Genomic DNA, 19,548 nt, shown 5'->3' with positions numbered 1-19,548 from the left:
CCGCTCATTGAGCTGTATCTCTAAAGTTAGAACATAACTTTGACAGGTCTAGCGGTTATTTAAATTTTTACTGTGTCATTGCCCAGTGACTCCGTGAGAAAAGGGCTATTCTAGCAAGTCTCCTGTTTATTTCTACAGATATTGTAAAATGTTTCAAAATTAGTTGGCTAGTCTAAGATATCAATAAAATGATTAAACTAAATGCACTTAAACAGCTTTTTATTAACAACGCTCCCATTTTTTCACTCCTAGTTTGAATATATAAAATTAAATAATTATAACTGGACGTGGATGACTTGGAGCCTTCCAAGCCTTTTTGATATCTTCCAACTTAAAAGTAATATTAGGGACATGCCAATGATTAATTACGGCCAATTCAAATACCCTTTCAGCTGATGAGAGCAATTCCTTTGAACCTACTGAACCTAATCCTGATCCCATTAAAGTTAGTTTGGTGGATCTTAGTAATGCACCAGGTACGTTTATTTCTGGTGAAACAAGTGTGCCAATCTGAATGTAACGAATTTCAGATTGGTGATTACTAAACTGATAAATTGCTTGCATAATTAGTTGGGCAGTATTTCCCCATAAATAGTCTAAAACAATCGTAACATCAGCAATAATTTTTCCTAAATCAACCAAATATTGAGTTTGCTCGTTATTATCATAATCGGATGACGATAAGTATTCATCCGCACCAGAGCGTTCCAAGGCATCTTTATTTCTACCAATAGCAATAACTTTTTTTGCTCCTAAAGCATAAGCCATTTTTACAGCTAATATGCCAGCAGTTCCCGTTGCTCCATTAATTAAAACAACATCATTTGATGTTATTTTTGCACGATAAACTAGAGCAGCATATGAACTCATACCTGGATTAGCAATAGCTGCAGCTGTTATTGTATCTAATTTTTCTGGAATTTTTACTGTCCGTTTTTTGTTAACAAGTGTTTGTTCTGCTAAAGCACCATATGGATTTTGTGAACCAATAAAATAGAACCGATTTCCACTAATATCTTCTCCCACACCCTCTATCCCAGCAACTTTTGGAAAAGCATCATGACTAGAGTAATGACTTCCTAAAGAAGATGACTTACCAACCATAGTTAAGGCACTAGCTTTAACTGTTAGAATTAATTCATCTTCAGTAGATTGTACTGGGACCTCAATCTCTTCAATTACAGGTAAAATTCCTTTATTTTTAACAATTGCTGCTTTTATAATAAACACCTCTTTCAATTTATATGCATAATGCACTTAAATTATTATATCACATTACGTGCAATTTGCACGTTTTTTGTTTATAATAAAAACATGGATAATAAAAAAATACAGGAATTATATGTTGAAGCACTAAAATTGGTAACTTTTTTTAATCGCCCTGAGAATGATAAGTTTTTAATTGAAAGCAATAATATAAATCTGGATTTTAAGTTGTTTCCTTTATTTGTTGCTATTTCAAAATTACAACCCACTACGGTTCAAAAACTAAGTAGTTTTTCAGGTAGACCACATTCCACAATTAGTAGGCAAGTACAACGTTTAGAGAGTGCTGAGCTTATTAATACAACGGTGAATACAGAAGATAGTAGAAGCCATTTCATTAAACTAAGTTTTACTGGTGAAATGCTTTCTGATAAAATCAAGAAGGCTAGAATCGAAACTATAAAGCAAACTTTGAATAATATAACTGATGATCAACAAGAAACCATTTTAGCCAGTTTAAAATTATTAAATAGAATAATCTTAGCTAAAACAGCTGAAAATAAATAGTAAACTTATATTTTATCATTTTTAAATTTAAGTTAATAAATATCAATTCTCTAAAATTATAAAGAAAGTGCTTATTTTTAGTTAATTTATTGGTTCATTTGATTTGTAGATGTGAATACTAAGACTTGAATATTTTTAAGTGCTTAATTTTGAACAGACATTCTAAACTCTATTAGTGAATTTTGGGTTCAAATATGTCATTAGAAAGGTTGATGAGATTTTGGCAAAAGAGATACATCGCAAGACGACTTACTTAACTACTACTTCTTCAAGTAATACAATAGCAGCTAAGTTGATCATATATAATCCAAATAAATAGAAAAATTTATTTTTTCTAAAACGTCACTAAAGGTAAAGCTTGTGGGCACTAGAGCAGCCCAAATAAGTTTATCTGGACTTCTAACATAAACAAGATAGAGAAATGAAATTGAGAGCAAAGTAAAAGGCAGTGACATCACAGATAAGTAAATAAATACAATATCCCGATGAAACCGCCTAATGCGAATTCCTTTATTTTTGAACATTTAAATCACCTTATTTTTTTAATGGATTTGTTGTGGATTTACTTGGGTCTGCTTTGCTAGCTACCCCCTTATTGTCTAAAATAATATCGTCAGCAGTTACTCGAATTCCGGCATCAACATATCGTCCATTTGGGATAGCATAATTTTCAACTACTGGGTTGATTAATTTAACCGTTGAATTGAACGGAAAATCTTTTTCGTCCGTTTCGGCTGGTAAGACAACTGTAAAGGAATCATGTTGCAGTTTAGACAAAATATCATAACGCCGATCTTTAATCTCTCCAGTTGGTTCACCATCTTCACCCAAGATCAATGACGGAGATTTCTTATCCAAAAATTTTAATTTTCCTAATGATTTTTCTTCATCAATTTCAATACCATTACGCAATTTTAAGATCTTAACCATACTACTTGTCCCCCTTTTTCTTGATGTTTTCGGCCGTTAATTTCCACGATGCGATTGCTTCGTCACCTGTTGAACGACCAGTTGGTTCGAGCTTTGGATTAATCAGTTCCACTTCAGTATCAGTTTCAAAGATTTTTGATCCAGCTCTTGCTGGAATTTGAACCTCGATTAATTCAGCTTGTTTTTCTGACAAGAGGTTGTAAACTAGTCCTGTTGCAATCCGAGAACGACCGTTAATAACTTCACGATCTTTTCCTTCAAAAGTTAATTTGCCGAAAGTTTCGATAGTTGGAATAACATATTTTAATGGCATGTTTAATACCTTCCTTTCAAATTTTGAGTAATAAAAAAACAACTCTTTGTGATAGAGTTGCAAATGTTTCTTTCTATAATTAAATATTTTTAAAATTGTCTAACTCCACGTTGGAATACTTGTTTATCTTGTTGCTGTACGGCTTTGATATTTGTTAATGGGTTTGAATCTAAAACAATGAAATCAGCAATTTTACCTTTTTCTAAGGTACCATATTCGTCTTCAATCTGGCATAACTTAGCAGAATTGATTGTGGAGCATTGATAAGCTTCAAAAGGCGTCATACCTAACCTTGTTAGTAATTCAAATTCAAATGGTGTTTTATCATAGCTATTAAAAGGACTACCAGCATCTGTTCCACATGTAAACTTTATCCCTCGTTTATAAGCCACACTAAGATTTTTATAGGTATCTTCTAAAGCATCTGCAGCTTTTTTCAATTCCCAGTCAGGCAATACATTTTTTCCATGTTCAGGTATTAAAGTTTCAGCCAAAAGAGTTGGAGTCAAGTATGTGCCCCTACCTAACATCAAATCAATATCTTCGTCATTAACATAAAATCCGTGTTCAATAGAATCTACGCCAGCTAAAATAGCGTATTTAATTCCGGGATTTCCCTCAGCATGTGCAGCGACGGTCTTTCTCTTATGATGAGCTTCAATGACGGCTGCTTGCATTTCTTCAATCGATAATTGTGGATCATTCATGAAGTCTCCAGGTGACATTACTCCACCGGTAGCCATAACTTTTATGCAGTCGGCCCCATTACGAAAAGCAGTTCTGGTTGCTTTGCGGACCTCATCTGGTGAATCAGCTAAATATGAAACATGTGGTCCATCTCCATGACCTCCCGTCATGCTGATAGCCCGACCAGATGTAATCATATTTGGAATCTTGTTTAAGCGTCCAGCCTTTTGAGATTTTTTCAATTTTATATCAATGTCGTAAGCACAGCCACACTCTCTTATATACGTGACGCCAGATTTCAACAGTGTTTGCAAATTTTGATAAGCATCTACTGCAATTTCTGCTTCTGAACGATTAAAGTTACCATCAAAACTGTCTGAATCGCCACTAATATGGGTGTGAACATTTATTAAACCAGGCATAACGTATTTTTGCTGTAAATCAATCATTTGATCAGCTTTTTCAGGAGTTGTTGTACCTTGAGCAATAATTTTACCAGTTTGTTCATCTATCTTAAACCAAGAAAATTTTTTTACTGAATTGTGCAAACCATCAAATAAATTAAAATTGAAAAAAGTTTTTGTTTTCATTTTCGAACCTCATTTCTGAAAAATAAATTCATGGTATAAAGTCTAACACATTTTTTCCAAAAAAGAATATGAATAAATAAATTATTGTGTCATAAAAAGAACTTTATTAATCAAAAAACATAACTTACGATTTCAATTTTTGCAAGATACATTTTGTTATCAATAATCTCGTTCTTGCTAAGTAGCTACTGACATTTCACCCGAGTAAAGAAATCATTATGCTTATCTTTTTTATTGTATACTGCAAAACTATGATTTGCGTCACCAAAGGTAAAAACGGTAGCGGCTAAAGTAACCCAAATTTTTATCTAGACTTCATGAAATTGGGAATAAGGCAAAAATGCAGTGACATCAAAGATAGCAAAAGATAGGATAGGTAAATACAATATACCAATGAAACTACCTAATACGAATTCCATTGTATTTGAACATCCTAACAATACTACTTGTCGCTCTTTTTCCTAATGTTTTCAACTGTTAATTTTTACGATGTGATTGCTTCATCATCTGTTGAACGTCCAGTTGGTTCAAGTTTGGGATTGACTAATTCAACCCTGGTACCAGTTTCGAATTTTGCGGGAATTTGAACTCCAATTAATTCAGCTTACTTTTCTGGTAAAAAATTATAAACTACTCCTGTAGTAATTCTAGAACAACCACTGACTACTTCATAATTTTCCCTTCCAAAAGTTAATTTGCCGAAAGTTTCGGCAGTAGGAATAACATATTTTAATGGCATATTTAATACCTTCCTTTCAAATTATGAGTAATAAAAAAAGTAACCTTGATCGGTTACTTAATAAAATTTATAAGTAATTATTTTTTCATCCATTATTATTTATAAATGTCATATTGTCAAAAAATTGTACACATTCTAAAAAATTTTCAAGCCATTGTTTCCTATAAAATATTAATTTCTCAGATCGAAACAAAGAAATCTAAAGCTTTATAACTAGCATTTTTTAAATTGTTCTCTTTAAATATTTCAAACTCAGCAGTATCATTTCCAGCTTTTGATATTCCATATACACGATATATGTTATATGTTTTATCTTTCTCGTTGACTAAGGAATCCAACACACTTTTTTCTTTAGCTGACATATAAAACGACTGGTTTGAGCCAGTAGTTGTTTTAACATCGATGTAAGTTGCCAAATTGTTATTTTTTAGCAAGATATCATAACCTGCAGCATCGTTTCCTTTTTTACCAGCAAAATTTGAGGAAATTGGAATAATCTTATAGTTACTTCCGGTATATTTCTCGGTTAAATATTTAAAAACAGCTTGTTCTCCTAGCTTACCAATATCATCTTTCATTTGCTCATTCTGTGTACTATGGACCCAAGCATGATTAACATTGGTTTTTGTTCGTTTTGTCGAATTTCTTTTAATTTTCTCTAAACTTGGTATTTTTGTAGTTGATGTAGTATCACTGATTAAAAGTAATTGCATTAGTTCTTTAGGAAGCAAGTGACTAAGATAGATTTTCTGTTTTTCATCTAATTTGAATAGATATTGTTGTTTTAATTTTCCATTTTTATCAAAAACTTCCCCTTTATGCGCATTCAACCATTCTCTATGATCCAACAATGGAATTTCAAGTATATGCATATCGCAATCAACTCTCCAACATCATCGTCCCAAATGTTTCCATTGTACTCAGGAAGTTTTGGAGAACTATAAACATCATATTTAGCAACACTTACTGCATGGATAATCTGATTATAGACATGGAAAATAATGTCTCCCTTTTTAACATGGGACATGTTTTCATAACCACGATTTTTACCGTGCTTTTGATTCAACTTAGGAGACCATAAAAGTTTATGCTCAAATTCATATTTATGACTTTGATTTTGTGAAACAAGAAAAAAAGAAGACATTTAAATCACCACTTTGATTTTTATATGTTAACCAAACTAATAATAACATATAAAAATTATACTTAAGTGAAATTCAACATACCTTCTTAGGTAATTTCAATTTTTTACCGGCTATTGATAATTTTTACAGAAAGGCATTTTTTTATGCATGCCAATTCAATAGGGTATCACTTAACTCTAATTCCATTGTTTCAGCATTAATTTTCCCAACAACACTGGTACTTTTATACAACTGAACTATAAAAGATGCCATCTGTTCAGGAGTATGATATTTTCCGTAATTTTTTTCATAAGAAAAATTTCTAGTATCTAGACTAACATTAGCAAAATTTGTTGAAGTTGCATAAGGTGCGATAACCTTGGCTTGAAGAGGAAATTTAGCTTTCTTCAGTTCAAGGGCAAGACCTTCTGTAAATGTAGCAACAAAATTTTTACTAGCTGAGTATAGAACTGCCCTAGTATTAATATCGTAACCTGCCGTAGATGACACGTTAATGATCTGTTTGTCTATTTGATTCGAATATTTTTTTGCAAACCAGAGTGACAATGTAACCAACGTTTTTACATCTAAATCGAGCATTTTTTCTATTTTAGAAATATCAGAATTAAGCATTTCACCTGCATCGCCGAAACCGGCGTTATTGATTAGCAAATCAAGGTCCTCTGTTTCAAGAAATGTTATAAATTCATGTACTAAATTAATGTTTGATAGGTCAATTGATTTGGTAATCACTTTTAGATTTGGTTTTTCTTTCAATAACTGTTTCTTTAGTTCAATTAGCTTTTCTTGATTGCGAGCCACCAATATCAAATTGTGATCTTTTTTCGCAAATTCCTTCGCTGTAGCATATCCGATTCCAGAACTCGCACCAGTTATAACAGTATAGCCCATTAAAATACCTCTTTTCTAGCATAAGATTATTTACGCTAGAAAGTGTAACATATATATAATAAAAATGTAATTCGCTCCCTAAATTTTAGATCATCGCGCTTCGCACCCAGCTACTCAGCTATGCCGGCATGTGTAGGTCACTGACCAACGAGCCTCTCGGAGACGTAGCATGCATTGTTTCTATCCATGACTAACTTTTGAATCTGGTAATCTAACCATTGAAGTATGAATTCTATTTCGATATGCAGTTGTCAAAGTGCAAATACGAAAGTTTATACATGAAAGTGAATGAATAACTTATAAGCCTAAAAGATTGTTCTTTTCATAAAAGACCGATTCTTTTCATGAAAACAGGCAAAATTTAACTAAACAATCAGATAGTCTAATTGCTGCTGTGGTATATGTTTAAAGCCCTTTCGTATATTGCTATTTTGACATCTGCGGTTCAAGTCCGAATTTTAATCTAACCCCTCTCTTATTTTTATACATCACTGAAAGTGCTGTTAAAACAGCGTTTTAACGCATAAAAAACAAAAAAATAAATTTGAATTCGAAAATAAAAAGCAAAAAAATAACAAAAAATCAGTAAAAAAAATAGTCGCCAGAATTTATAACCAGCAAAAATAATTTGATTTGCTAGCCAAATTTTGACGGTTATTTCTTACGATTAGTCAATAGCAAAAGAGGTCTTTTTCTTTATTGAAATTGGCTTTTAACATATTTCAAACAATTGGAATGTAAATATCTGTAAGACTCTTATCTTTTAGGTTTTTCGGTGGTTCTGTTATATACATTTCAAATGGTACAGCATCTCTTGGTTTAGCTTTATCTTTAAAAAGCCATTCTTGATACATAAATTGCCAAGCTTCTCCATATTGGCTACCTGACATCTCAAAGTGACCAACAGCAAATCTTCCTGAAATGCTAGACTCGCAAATCTTTCCGCTCTCAATAACTTTTGCATCTGTTGGAATAGTCATGGCCACACTAGTTCTTAGATTTTTTTCATCTGTAATAAATGGATTATCATCATAGATTGTTAGAACTTTCGTTTTATTTGGATTAATTAAATTATTTGCAGTAGCAAAATCGAATAATTCGTTGAATAGCTTCTTACTCTTTCTTCTAAACTCAACGTAACTTCCTCTAAATCGAATGTAGATAATTCGTTGGTCTTTTAGTTCTTCTGTAGTAATATTGATTGGTTCAATCATAATAATTCCTCCTTATTTTTATATACCTATTATTTCATGAACCAATTACTTTTTCTTGACAATTCTTGCTGTTTTCTGTAATTAATAGGACTTATTCCAAAATGTTTCTTGAATGTCCTACTAAATGAACTAGAGTCATTATATCCATATTCCATGGAAATAGTAGTTATGTTAATCTTAGGATTAACACATAGAAAAATGGCAGCACGTTCCATTTTAAACCTAGTTACAAATTCATTTACTGTTTCAGAAGAATACTTTTTGAAAATTCTATGGAAATGAAATTCAGACAAATGAGCATTTCGTGCTAAATCTTTTAATGATATAACTTCTTTCAAGTTATTTTCTATGTAGTCTTCAGTTTTATTTATTAATCGAGTATATACTTGCTTGGAGCTGATATTTTTAGTTTTATCATTCATATTTATCTTTTCCTTATTAAAAGTATTCACTCGCAAGATAGAGCAGTTCACCATTTTTATCTAGTCTATACAATTTCATTATAACAATCTTCTCTGAGTTTAAACACTTTATAGAAGTTTTTTTCAGTAAAATTACATATCTTGTAAAAAAGGGTACAGTAAATAAACCTAGCCCAACACTCAAAAAAATTTATTAAGCTATAGCTTTTTCATAACTATGCAAAGTCTCTTTTTTCGTTAAATAAAATAATATCCTTAAGAATTTATTTATGGTAGCTATGACTGCAACTTTATGACATTTATTCATTGGCTCTGATTTTAATCTATAATAATATTCCTTGATATGATTATCTTCCATAGTCTTTGTCCGAATCATATTTATAATTACTTGATATAAAATTTTTCTAAGAATCTTATTTCCTCGTTTGTTTATCTTATCACGCATTTGAAACTTACCTGACTGGTATCTTCTTATGTCTATCCCAACAAAAGCATTTATTTGTTTCGAATTATCAAAACGTCTAATATCCCCTAATTCAGCAATTACTCTTACTGCAGAATTTATGCCTATTCCAGGAAAACTAAGGAGGACATTGTACTCCGGCAATGATTGAGCCATGTTATCCATTAACCCTGTAATTTTATTTTTTTGGTCTACAAGTTCTTGATATCTATAGGCATAGTGTTTGACTTGTAAAATTACTGGATGAAATTCATCGACAGCTGGAAAACTATTCTGTGCTGCTGAAATTAGCATTTCAGCCTTTTTTTGTGCTCGAAAAGAAGATAAATTTTTTTTAGTATTTTTTAATAGTTTATTTTTGATAATAGTTTTAGAATCCTTAAGAACAAGATTAGGATGTGGATATATCTGTGCTATGTTTAAAAACAAGGAACTTTTAGTTGTGAATACTTGCTCTAATTCAGGAAATGTGACTTGAACACAACTATGAAGTCGTCCCCTAATAACCGAAAGTTCCTCATCTATTTCAGAATAGTACCGTGAAAGTTGTTTTAACTCGTCATATTTTTGATCAGATTTTTTATAAAAATCATTTTTACTTTTCATATGAGACAAAGCAAGGTTATGAGCATCTACTTTATCATTTTTATTACTGCGTAAAGTTTTAGATTGAAAACTTGCTTCCAAAGGATTCAATTTTGAATAACAATATTCTTCTTCAATAAAAAATCTCTCTAGTGCTTTGGAGTATACACCCGTGGCTTCAAATACTATTTCTAATGCGTTTGAATCAACATTAGTGTATTTCGCAAATAGCTGTTTTAAATGTGTGAATGATTCCACTGTGTGCGGAATCCACTCTTGATTAATACAATTTTCTTCATCATATAAGACCATAAAACTTTTTCCCATACTAATATCAAACGCTGCGACATACTTCATAGAATATCCTCCTAAATTTATTAGTTGAAGAACTTTACCTAGCTCTACCGATTCCACTTTCTTTTACACGATCTTGTAGATCCAACATATTAAAAACTGATTCAATTAGAGATAGTAAAGACACCCTGTTTTTTTTACGAACTTATCGTTCTAATAACCGTTCGAGTTATTCTTCACTTTAACTATAAAAAAAATAGTTATATAAGCCAATGCCTTAGCTTACATAACTAATCTTAATATGTTTTAATTTTCATGTAAAAAACGTTGTTTTTTGTGATTTATGCAATGATTTTTTTGAATTTTACACGTAAAGCTTACTATGGATTTTTACTAATCATTTTTGCTGAAAATTGCTTTAAATCAACGTTTTTTAGTGTTTTTAGAGCGTCTTAAATGTCTTTTATAACCAAAGGTTCGATCAATTTCATGCATTTTTTGTCTGAATACATCTCTTGGTGCTTTATAATTCAAAACAGCCTTTGGCCGTTTATTAATCTTATGTAATACACGGCGAATGTCATCATTGTTAACATATTCAAAATGTGTTTTCTTCGGAAAATATTCGCGCAGCATCCGATTAGCATTCTCGTTTGAACCACGTTCAGCCGGACTGTATGGGTGTGCAAAATACGCCATAATTTCGTATTCACGTTGCACCTTATTAATCACAAAGTGATTGGCAAATTCAAATCCATTGTAAAATGTGAATGATTGAACAATATATTTTGCACGTTTCCCCAATAAGTCCATAAATTGATCCAAGACCTTACATACCGCTTTTCCAGACTGAGATTCAGCTTTTAAAACAATATAATAACGTGTTTTACGTTCACAAAACGTCACAAAGACTTGCCGGTAACCTTTTTTTGGTAGAACACAATCAACTTCCCAGTGACCAAAAACTTTACGCTCATCAACGCCAACTGGGCGTTCTTCAATTGAATGTTTAAGTGAGCGAACTAGCTGTTTTTCTTTTTGCTTCACCCTCTTTTCTTTAGCGTTCATTTCAACTGCTCGTTGTGGTCTCACCCTTCGATATTTATGGCGATAACGCAAATTAGATTCAGAAACACCAGGAATCATACCTCGATAAATCCAGTTATAAGCGGTGACCATTTATCATCTAAAATCCTTTTAGCAATAATCCGTGCTTTTTTATTTGAATACTTTTTTTAGTACCAATTCGATCTTTTCTTAAATTAGCATATTGTTGGGCTTCTTCGGCATTATAACGATAAGCATGCCATTTACGCATAGTATGCGTACCTAAATAATTAATTCCTAGCAAGTTACCAACTCGTGCCATAATCTTATAAAATTGTTTTTCAGAAATATGACTATTAGGTCTTTTAATTGAAGGAAAAAGCCATTCAGAATGTTTTGCTTCTGCAGGCAGTAAAAAGAAACAATATTATATTTGAAATGATGAAGATAACTTGGATAAGATTAAAATTCGTGCAGATAGTTGTCGAATTCGTCTCAAAATAATTATTGTTTCTTTTTATTATTAACTATTTAGTTTTATCAAAGCTATTGTTATCTTATGTTTTTATAGGAAAAATTTTGGCCATGTACAATTCATCAATATATGTTCCTTTGAGAGTTTTTAATGACTTTTCTTTTATTCCTTCTACTTTAAAACCACTCTTTTTGTATAAGTTTTGAGCTTTTTTATTGTTTGCCATTACCGTTAACTCAAGACGTGTAATATTGCTATTAGAAGCCCACTCATCGATTTTGGTTAATAATTTGTGACCGATTCCCTGTCCTGAAGCTTTTTCTAATACACCAATGACTATATATGCACTATGCTTATTTTTCATAAATTGCCCTCTTTCGGCATGGACATATCCAACTATTTCGGAATTGTCTACCGCAACAAAGAAGCCGTCTCCATTGATGATGCTTTGCTTTATTTCATTTTTTAAGACAGATAAATCAGTAGATCTTTCCTCAGGGTATAGCATCATAAACTCAGTTTCATGATCAAGCATTTGTTGAAACTGTAAAAATTGTACTACGTCCTCTAGCTTAATTGCTCTTAGTACAAAATCAGTAGTACGTTGCTTTTTTTCCGTATTTAAGTTGCTCTTGGTGTAGTCAGTTATTCCAAGTCGATTTCCAGAAGGGTCATCAAATTCAACAGCAAAACCAGTGAAAATTTGATATGGTGAGGTAATGAATTTTACGCCTTTACTCTTTAAGTTTGAATATGTCGCCATAACATTATCAACAACAAACCATATTGTAGTCTTAGTATCAGGAAATCTCACTTTATCTTTTAATATAATGGCAGGCTCATTTTCTCCTACCTTTAGCGCAAACATGCCCTTATCTCTGAAATCATATTTAACCTTCAAGCCTAATATCTCAGTGTAGAACGAAATAGCTCTATTCAAGTCATTTTCAGCCAGAAAAAAATTGTCATAATCATACATGGGCTTTTCCCCTTTTTTATCACAAGTACCAAGTGCTCCCCAAGGTTTTAAATACATGGTCTTGTTCCAGTAAAATATTTTTGTTACAATAACTCATTATATTCGTATATAGAAAAAAAGTCATTAGATAGTAAATAATTTTTTAAGGGGGGAATTATGAAAAAATATGCTCTAATAATTATTGATATGCAACCTTTTTTCTTCAGAAATGAAACGCGAAAAGCGGCTTTGCTCCTATCCTAGTATTTGGTACACAAATATTTAGACATTTGTGCCATAATAAAATGACTAGGATAGGAGCATGTTGTAAGGCATATGAATACTTGATCGATAGCACAATCTGTTCCATAATTTTAGCTCCTTTCATTCAGTTTTTTATTCTTCTAAAAATTAAATACACAAAAGGAAGTGTGACATAAGTCGGTAAAATTTGAGTACTAACAAGAAATTACGAACATAGCGAGTAATTTGCTGTGAGTGATTCAAGGTTAGACGGAAAATTTTGACTTATGGAACGCGTTTATCCGGAATAAGCAGCGGAGTTAGGTTTAAATTTCACTTTTGACCCAGCCCCTTACTAAACATATATCAAAATTATAAATTGTATTATAATTATTTTTTTCATAATCATAGTTTAATTAAGAAAATGGATTACCATATTTAGTACAATACTGGTAAAAACCTAACTTGTATAAATCAATGTCTTTATCTATTTGAGTATTATTTTTAAAATGAATCATTTTAAGTACCATCTGAGTAAATTCCATTGGTGCCGTTCCATTAGCTGTTACTAGATTTTGGTCTCTTACTACTTGTTTTCCAATAAAATCGTCGGTATTTTGATAATCCTCAAAATTTTTCCATAAATACTGAGTGTTACCAGTGTGTTTAAAACTAGTAAGCAAACCATTTTTGGCAAGATAATCAACTGCTCCACAAATTGCACCGACAGGTTTATTCAATTTCAGTTGATTCTTAATAATTACTCTTAAGTTATTATTTTCAAGAGACCAAGAATTTCCACCAATTAATACCAATAAATCGATATTATTAGGTATTTGCTCTAATTGATAATCAACGACAGTTTTAAAACCACCAATTGAAATAACTTCTTTTTTTATAGAAGCTGTCTTAACTTTCCATTCCTGGTCTTGGTTTAGTTGACTTGAAAGATATGCACCTTCCCAATCAGCATACTCATCTAAAATAAAAAAAATAGCAGTTCTCAATTTAAAATCCCCTTTAACCATATAAAAAATTACTATTAATAATCTAATTAATGGTATCATGGTACACTTTCGAACACAAGTTCTTGTAAAATATTCAATTAACCTCTCTTTTCTGAATTATTCAAAGTGTTAAACGATAAAGTATTGAAGATTTAGTTATAAAAAAGCGCTCCTAACAGAGCGCTTTTTACAATATATAAGGTTAATAACCCTGATATACAAAACTTATTACTTAATTACTACAATAACAACATCCATTAAGATCTATTAGGTCATTATAGCCCTTTAAAAATTATCAATAACATTAATGCAAAGAATAAGATAAATAAAAACAATAACTGTTTTAAAAATTTTATCTTTTAATATTCATTTGTTTGCTAATTATTTATATACTATGTTACGTGAATGTTCTTTTTTATTTGTTAAATATACTCCAATTATTACTATTACGCCTCCTATAATTTGCGAATAACTAATACCGTTTCCCAATAATATACTAATAATTGCTGTAAAAACAGTAATTAGGTTCAAAAAAATTCCAGCTTTACTAGCGCCAACAATTGGAACAGCGCTATTCCAAAATACCAGTGATCCAACAGATGGAAATATTGCTAAATAGAGAATACTGTAGATAGTTACAGGTTTAAATGACCATGTTAAATGTGATGCAACAAAGAAAGGAAACATAAGTATTACTCCAAAAAGTACAGTAACTGCGCTAGTCCCTATTGGTGGTAAATTACTTACCTTCTTTTCTAACAATGTATATATTGTCCACGAAATTATAACTAATAACATAAATACATCGCCAACATTATAATTAATTGAAAAAAGTTGCATGAGCTTTCCCTGTGTTAATATAATCAAAACGCCAAGAAGTGAAATTAGTAAACCAAATACATTTACTCTACTCATATTTTCTCCCAAGAGTAGAGTAGCAAAAACTGCTATCATTGCAGGGTTTACAGAGTTTATTAGAGCTGCATTTAGAGAAGTCGTAAAGAAAAGAGCGTCATACAACAAAATATTGTATCCAATAATCCCGAATAAAGAAAGGATTAACAATATGGGCCATTTTTTAAATATCATTTTCCAATCTGGTTTCTCAATTATTTGAGAAAGTACAAAAAGAATGATTACAGCAAGTAGCCAACGTAAGAAATTTATTTGAATTGGTTTGAGAGTTGATATAACAAACTTTCCGAAAACATAGTTTCCTGCCCAAAACAAACTTGCAAAAACAAGCATAATTGTAGCGGTAAATTTTGTGAGTTTCATCTTCAATCACCAACCATTACATCATTTAATATTCAAGTCTATATCATCATTATAGGAGCACAGATTAAATAAAGCAACACGTTAAGTGGAAATAACATAATTACGCCTACAAGAGTTTGTACTAAAGTTACAGCATAAGGACTGAGAAATTTTATTTTTTTACCTGTTAAAATAACAAGAGCATAAAAAAGAGCAGCACTCAGAGCATATAATGGTCCTATAAAAGATTGGCTATTGTATATAGTTTTTAATGTAATTCCTGATATGAAAAACGTACCAACAAAAGCTAATGCAGTAGAAAATAGTCCTAATTTTTTAATCGACGTCTTGAAAAATATCCAACTAATTAAAAGAACAATAATTGGTGCAAGATTATAAATTGAAATTGCAATCGTAATGGCTGTATGTTCAATCGAGGCAAAAAATAAAATCCAATTTAATACGAGTAAAACTCCACCAATTAGAACAACTGATACTTCTTTTAACTGCCATTTTTCTTTTTTATACCGGCCACTGAAAAACCAGTATAATGCTAAAAAAATTGATGCGCTAGTGCATCGAATAAAAACAAGTTCCATTGAAGGTAAGCCCGATAATCGTGAAAAAAAACCTATTGTACCAAAAATTATCATAGCCAAACTTAATTGAATAAAAGCAATTCTTTTTTTCATAATATAAGATAACACTTCCTTAAGTGTCAATAATTTTCATTTTTTAAACTAAACAAGATTTTGAGATAGTGGTAGCTAATTAAAATAAAGTTAGGGTTCTTGCTTGTCAAAGTAAAGTTCCTTTATTTCACCGTTAAGCCAAGAATTATAAATAGCAGCAACTACTTTATTTAGTTTATGTGATTTAAGTTGTTCCATATTAATACAGTAAACTTTTCCTTCATAAGTTTCTTTTATAACGGTGTTTTTGATTTTGAAATTATATTCCGCTCCATAGATAAAAATAAACTCTTTATTCTGCTTGTCTAATGCAAAATTTACGAAGCCCTTCAATTGCAGTGTTTCTATACTTACAATTTTTAACGATACACATATTTGTGAGTTCAATTTCTGTTGTTCTTTTGAACACTTTTTCTCACTTCTTGCTGAAGTTATGATGTATTTCCATACTAGCAAACTTAAATTAAAATTTAAGCAGTGTCAAGAAATTTTTGTGAATGAGAATATCTTCTTACTTTAAAATGAAAACACTTTCTCAGATACGGAAAGTGAAAAATAAGTATTTATTATAAAGTAGTATTAATACAAGTTTTAATCTATTGCGCTGTTTGTTCTACCATCAAGCTTGTAACGTCAATTTTTATTGAATTTATATTTCGATATAGATAAAAGAGCCAAGCAAAAAATTAATTTTTGACATGGCTCCATGTAGATTATTAATAGACAAATTAAAACAGCCCAGTAAGATAAAGTTTCAGCTTTTGACACATCACTTTTTCTTTTAATCTAACCAATATCCGTAGCAACAACTTTAAATTACTTTAAAATCATCAGCAACTTTATCAATTAACTACTGGACTGCTATTATAAGGGATTTTCAAACTCTGGCCTCTTTTCTAACCACCTTGCGGTAGCTATTTTTGTTTCATCAACATGCAAGCATATTGATGAAACTTCGATTATAGCGTCTGCCATAATCCCCTACACCAATAATATACCATATATCTGAAAAAATGCAAGCGTTTTCTTTAAAAAGAAAAATATTTTTTTACTCTAATTTTGTCATTTTAAGCAACTTTTAACCATCTTTGCCTTTGATGAATACTCACCATTTTTTTAAAATTATAGCTGAGTCAATCCTCAATTTTAAAACTACTTAGACTCATTAACAATAACTTCAATTGCTTTGGTAATCCCAATTACATCATCATGAATACTCAAACAAGGAGTATTTGGTTTATTAATCACTTGTGAAGGAAGAAATGGAATATGAATAAAGCCACCCTTAACATGTTTAAACTTCTTATCAATCATATACTGAACTTGATACATAATGTGATTACAGACAAATGTTCCAGCAGTAGTAGAGATATAACTGTGCAAAGACTCTTTGTTAATGGCTTCCACTATTTTTCTAATAGGCAATTGTGAAAAATACGCGTTTTCTCCATCAGAGTGGATAATTTTTTCCAGTGGTTGCTGACCCTCATTATCAGGAATACGTGCATCATCCAAATTAATTGCTACTCTTTCTGGGGTTATGCCATATCTACCACCAGCCTGCCCAATATTTAACACAATATCAGGATGATATTTTAAAATGGCTTCATATACAACTTCTGCACTTTTATTAAAAACTGTCGGTATTTCCAATTTAAAAATTTCGGCTTGTTGCAATTTATCTGGAATCATTCTGACAGCCTCAATAGCAGGATTAATTTTATCATCCCCGAATGGATCAAATCCCGTTAGAAGTACTTTCATCTTTCGCCCTCCTCTATGTGTACATATTAATCTCTATTTTACTAGTTAGTTTGAGAAAATACATAATAAGTACAAACAATATCATTGGGACTTGATCAGGAATTTTATTATCCAATTAATCTTGGTTTTTTGCATTATTTTATTTAAAATAAATATCCCAGTGTAAATGACAATTAGGATTAAATCCTGCGTGACAAGAGGGACAATATCCATTCTTATAGTCGTCAAAGGTCATTTTCTTCCTACACTTACCGCAAATTGCAGGATAATCATTTTTATCACAGGACACAAATGAATGATCTCTTAAATTATCATGACATTTATAGCAGGCAAAGTATTCGTTGCATCTCTGACACTTTAGACCCACGATATCATTTTGTTGATGATAATGATAGCATCTTCCATCCGTATCTATTTCAATTCCATAAATTTCATTCATTCTTTTTTGCCTCTTCATTAGAAACAATTCATTTCCCATCTTCTGCGATTTTACGTATACTAGTTCTTCATGAAGTCTCCAACTACTTTTGCTTTGACTTTTGTTGTTTCACCTGGTGCGTAGGCTAGGGGCATTTCTTCAATTTCTACTAAATGAACGCTCTCAGGATCGGCTCCCGCTTGAATTGCCTGCTTCTTTGCCAATTTTTGTGTGTCTCGCAATGCCTCTTCGCGTTTATATTGTGCATACTGATATATTTTTTCATATTGACCACCAATTTGTGCAATAGTCGCGCCTATTGCATTTGCCACGCCTCCTTGTTCATTCTTAAATATATGACTAACACCCTTTAAATAATCCGGTGCAATAATAGCACCACCTCCAACCAGAACTAAATCAACTTTTTCGGCACTGGTTTTCATTTTATCAATGGCATCTTCCAAAATTTCTGATATTTTCTTAAATGCTTTTTTTACAAACGTTCTATCAAGTCCATCGATTTTCTTAGAATCTCCTACTTTTGCTACACCCATTGCCACTGCAATGTCCGTTGCTGTGGTAGTCTGACCACCAAAGACTAATGCCTCTTGGGTAATATTATATCCTACAGAATCTGGCCCGACAGTCACCTCTCCATTACTCAACTGTCTGACAACAGAACCACCACCAAGACCAACTGATAAAATATCAGGCATTCTAAAATTGGTTTGGATTCCTCCGACATTAACTGCAAGTGATGATTCTCGTGGGAAACCATTAATCAAAACACCAATATCAGATGTTGTGCCTCCAATATCCAAAACAAGAGATTCTCTGATCTTAGCTAAATAAGCAGCTCCGCGAATACTATTCGTTGGACCAGATCCAATGGTTAATATTGGATACAGTTTTGCATAATCTAGGGTCATCAATGTACCGTCATTTTGAGTAAGATATTTATTACATTTTTTTATACCTTCATCTTGCAGTGCTTTATCAAATCCAATTGCTACTTTATTAATAACTTTATACAAGGAAGCATTTAAAATTGTTGCATTTTCACGTGCAATCAGACCAAGTGAACCAATTTTCGATGAAATCGATATTGATACGTCACCTAGAATTTCGGTTGCTAGTTTTTTTACACTTTCTTCTTGATCTGGATTTAAGCTAGAAAAAACACCAACAACAGCAATTGAGTCCACTTTTCCTTTCCAACCTTTTAGTACCTTCCGAATCTCATTGTAGTCAATAGGTGAAATATTATTGCCATCAAATTCATAACCACCATGGACTAGCTGATAAGTACCAGATAAAAGTGAGACCATGTCACTTGGCCATTCTGTGAACGGTACAATAGAGGCGGTTGCAGGATATCCTAGGCGAATAACACCGACTTTCGCTAAACTTTTTCTTTCTACTATGGCATTAGTTGCTTGAGTAGTTCCCAACATAACATCTGTAATATAATCTGGGTTGACACCAGACTGATTCAATACCTCATGCAGTGCATTTGAAATACCAGTTTGAATGTCCTTTGTGGTGTGTTGTTTGGTAGCAGCAATCACTTTACGTCTTTCATCTAAAATAACGGCATCTGTGTTAGTGCCTCCAACATCAATACCAATCTGATAAGTCATT

19 protein-coding genes and 1 pseudogene are annotated in these 19,548 nt (G+C 31.7%); 1 reads left to right on the top strand and 19 read right to left on the bottom strand.

Features of this window, described 5'->3' with window-relative positions:
- Positions 1-267: 267 nt before the first annotated feature.
- A complete protein-coding gene (locus FFX44_RS00605) occupies positions 268-1,239 on the bottom strand; it encodes a zinc-binding alcohol dehydrogenase family protein (protein ID WP_289976874.1) in 972 nt (323 codons plus the stop codon).
- Between the two features lie 75 nt (positions 1,240-1,314).
- Here FFX44_RS00605 and FFX44_RS00600 point away from each other — a divergent pair, with 75 nt between their 5' ends.
- Positions 1,315-1,773 carry a MarR family transcriptional regulator gene (locus FFX44_RS00600; protein WP_289976873.1) on the top strand — a complete coding sequence of 153 codons (459 nt, stop codon included), beginning with the start codon at positions 1,315-1,317 and terminating at the stop codon, positions 1,771-1,773.
- A 534-nt stretch (positions 1,774-2,307) separates the two neighbouring features.
- Here the strand turns inward: FFX44_RS00600 and FFX44_RS00595 are convergent.
- The 18 genes and pseudogenes from FFX44_RS00595 to FFX44_RS00510 form a co-directional block, all read right to left on the bottom strand.
- Entirely contained in the window at positions 2,308-2,703 is a 396-nt protein-coding gene (locus FFX44_RS00595) for a DUF961 family protein (protein WP_289976866.1), read from the bottom strand.
- 1 nt (position 2,704) lies between these two features.
- Entirely contained in the window at positions 2,705-3,016 is a 312-nt protein-coding gene (locus FFX44_RS00590; RefSeq protein WP_289976864.1) for a DUF961 family protein, read from the bottom strand.
- An 89-nt stretch (positions 3,017-3,105) separates the two neighbouring features.
- A complete protein-coding gene (locus FFX44_RS00585; RefSeq protein ID WP_289976862.1) occupies positions 3,106-4,293 on the bottom strand; it encodes an amidohydrolase family protein in 1,188 nt (395 codons plus the stop codon).
- Between the two features lie 604 nt (positions 4,294-4,897).
- Positions 4,898-5,032 carry a hypothetical protein gene (locus FFX44_RS00580; RefSeq protein WP_289976860.1) on the bottom strand — a complete coding sequence of 45 codons (135 nt, stop codon included), beginning with the start codon at positions 5,030-5,032 and terminating at the stop codon, positions 4,898-4,900.
- 179 nt (positions 5,033-5,211) lie between these two features.
- Complete coding sequence (locus FFX44_RS00575; RefSeq protein WP_289976856.1) at positions 5,212-5,904, bottom strand: DUF3883 domain-containing protein; 693 nt, start codon at positions 5,902-5,904, stop codon at positions 5,212-5,214.
- 414 nt (positions 5,905-6,318) lie between these two features.
- Positions 6,319-7,068, bottom strand: coding sequence for an SDR family NAD(P)-dependent oxidoreductase (locus FFX44_RS00570; RefSeq protein WP_289976854.1), 750 nt, complete (start codon positions 7,066-7,068; stop codon positions 6,319-6,321).
- Between the two features lie 722 nt (positions 7,069-7,790).
- Complete coding sequence (locus tag FFX44_RS00565; RefSeq protein ID WP_260355579.1) at positions 7,791-8,282, bottom strand: GyrI-like domain-containing protein; 492 nt, start codon at positions 8,280-8,282, stop codon at positions 7,791-7,793.
- 29 nt (positions 8,283-8,311) lie between these two features.
- Positions 8,312-8,704 carry an AraC family transcriptional regulator gene (locus FFX44_RS00560; RefSeq protein WP_260355580.1) on the bottom strand — a complete coding sequence of 131 codons (393 nt, stop codon included), beginning with the start codon at positions 8,702-8,704 and terminating at the stop codon, positions 8,312-8,314.
- A 193-nt stretch (positions 8,705-8,897) separates the two neighbouring features.
- Complete coding sequence (locus FFX44_RS00555; protein WP_289976847.1) at positions 8,898-10,109, bottom strand: IS110 family transposase; 1,212 nt, start codon at positions 10,107-10,109, stop codon at positions 8,898-8,900.
- 360 nt (positions 10,110-10,469) lie between these two features.
- Positions 10,470-11,225 carry an IS30 family transposase gene (locus tag FFX44_RS00550; RefSeq protein ID WP_289976845.1) on the bottom strand — a complete coding sequence of 252 codons (756 nt, stop codon included), beginning with the start codon at positions 11,223-11,225 and terminating at the stop codon, positions 10,470-10,472.
- 115 nt (positions 11,226-11,340) lie between these two features.
- A pseudogene (locus FFX44_RS00545) lies at positions 11,341-11,487 on the bottom strand (site-specific integrase); the annotation flags it as partial.
- A gap of 163 nt (positions 11,488-11,650) precedes the next feature.
- Complete coding sequence (locus FFX44_RS00540) at positions 11,651-12,604, bottom strand: GNAT family N-acetyltransferase (RefSeq protein WP_289976843.1); 954 nt, start codon at positions 12,602-12,604, stop codon at positions 11,651-11,653.
- A gap of 581 nt (positions 12,605-13,185) precedes the next feature.
- Positions 13,186-13,776, bottom strand: a complete 591-nt coding sequence (locus FFX44_RS00535; RefSeq protein WP_289976840.1) for a type 1 glutamine amidotransferase family protein — start codon at positions 13,774-13,776, stop codon at positions 13,186-13,188.
- A gap of 381 nt (positions 13,777-14,157) precedes the next feature.
- Positions 14,158-15,054: a DMT family transporter gene (locus tag FFX44_RS00530; protein ID WP_289976837.1), complete on the bottom strand. Its 897-nt coding sequence runs from the start codon at positions 15,052-15,054 to the stop codon at positions 14,158-14,160.
- Between the two features lie 38 nt (positions 15,055-15,092).
- Positions 15,093-15,725 carry a DMT family transporter gene (locus FFX44_RS00525; protein WP_289976836.1) on the bottom strand — a complete coding sequence of 211 codons (633 nt, stop codon included), beginning with the start codon at positions 15,723-15,725 and terminating at the stop codon, positions 15,093-15,095.
- A 1,152-nt stretch (positions 15,726-16,877) separates the two neighbouring features.
- Positions 16,878-17,489, bottom strand: coding sequence for a pyroglutamyl-peptidase I (pcp, locus tag FFX44_RS00520; protein ID WP_289976834.1), 612 nt, complete (start codon positions 17,487-17,489; stop codon positions 16,878-16,880).
- Positions 17,490-17,628: 139 nt separating this feature from the next.
- Positions 17,629-17,928, bottom strand: coding sequence for a CHY zinc finger protein (locus FFX44_RS00515; RefSeq protein ID WP_289976831.1), 300 nt, complete (start codon positions 17,926-17,928; stop codon positions 17,629-17,631).
- 59 nt (positions 17,929-17,987) lie between these two features.
- Positions 17,988-19,547 carry a hydantoinase/oxoprolinase family protein gene (locus tag FFX44_RS00510; protein WP_289976830.1) on the bottom strand — a complete coding sequence of 520 codons (1,560 nt, stop codon included), beginning with the start codon at positions 19,545-19,547 and terminating at the stop codon, positions 17,988-17,990.
- Position 19,548 lies beyond the last annotated feature (1 nt).

Source organism: Lactobacillus sp. UCMA15818 (assembly GCF_030400225.1).
Taxonomy (GTDB): domain Bacteria; phylum Bacillota; class Bacilli; order Lactobacillales; family Lactobacillaceae; genus Liquorilactobacillus.
Note: the sequence above shows the minus strand (reverse complement) of the source record. Positions and strands in the feature narration are given on the sequence as shown.

Coding starts and splice junctions, on each gene's coding strand:
- FFX44_RS00600 (WP_289976873.1), top strand. CDS start 1,315: ATGGATAATAAAAAAATACAGGAATTATATGTTGAAGCACTAAAATTG.
- FFX44_RS00595 (WP_289976866.1), bottom strand. CDS start 2,703: ATGGTTAAGATCTTAAAATTGCGTAATGGTATTGAAATTGATGAAGAA.
- FFX44_RS00590 (WP_289976864.1), bottom strand. CDS start 3,016: ATGCCATTAAAATATGTTATTCCAACTATCGAAACTTTCGGCAAATTA.
- FFX44_RS00585 (WP_289976862.1), bottom strand. CDS start 4,293: ATGAAAACAAAAACTTTTTTCAATTTTAATTTATTTGATGGTTTGCAC.
- FFX44_RS00580 (WP_289976860.1), bottom strand. CDS start 5,032: ATGCCATTAAAATATGTTATTCCTACTGCCGAAACTTTCGGCAAATTA.
- FFX44_RS00575 (WP_289976856.1), bottom strand. CDS start 5,904: ATGCATATACTTGAAATTCCATTGTTGGATCATAGAGAATGGTTGAAT.
- FFX44_RS00570 (WP_289976854.1), bottom strand. CDS start 7,068: ATGGGCTATACTGTTATAACTGGTGCGAGTTCTGGAATCGGATATGCT.
- FFX44_RS00565 (WP_260355579.1), bottom strand. CDS start 8,282: ATGATTGAACCAATCAATATTACTACAGAAGAACTAAAAGACCAACGA.
- FFX44_RS00560 (WP_260355580.1), bottom strand. CDS start 8,704: ATGAATGATAAAACTAAAAATATCAGCTCCAAGCAAGTATATACTCGA.
- FFX44_RS00555 (WP_289976847.1), bottom strand. CDS start 10,109: ATGAAGTATGTCGCAGCGTTTGATATTAGTATGGGAAAAAGTTTTATG.
- FFX44_RS00550 (WP_289976845.1), bottom strand. CDS start 11,225: ATGGTCACCGCTTATAACTGGATTTATCGAGGTATGATTCCTGGTGTT.
- FFX44_RS00540 (WP_289976843.1), bottom strand. CDS start 12,604: ATGTATTTAAAACCTTGGGGAGCACTTGGTACTTGTGATAAAAAAGGG.
- FFX44_RS00530 (WP_289976837.1), bottom strand. CDS start 15,054: ATGAAACTCACAAAATTTACCGCTACAATTATGCTTGTTTTTGCAAGT.
- FFX44_RS00525 (WP_289976836.1), bottom strand. CDS start 15,725: ATGAAAAAAAGAATTGCTTTTATTCAATTAAGTTTGGCTATGATAATT.
- pcp (WP_289976834.1), bottom strand. CDS start 17,489: ATGAAAGTACTTCTAACGGGATTTGATCCATTCGGGGATGATAAAATT.
- FFX44_RS00515 (WP_289976831.1), bottom strand. CDS start 17,928: ATGAATGAAATTTATGGAATTGAAATAGATACGGATGGAAGATGCTAT.
- FFX44_RS00510 (WP_289976830.1), bottom strand. CDS start 19,547: ATGACTTATCAGATTGGTATTGATGTTGGAGGCACTAACACAGATGCC.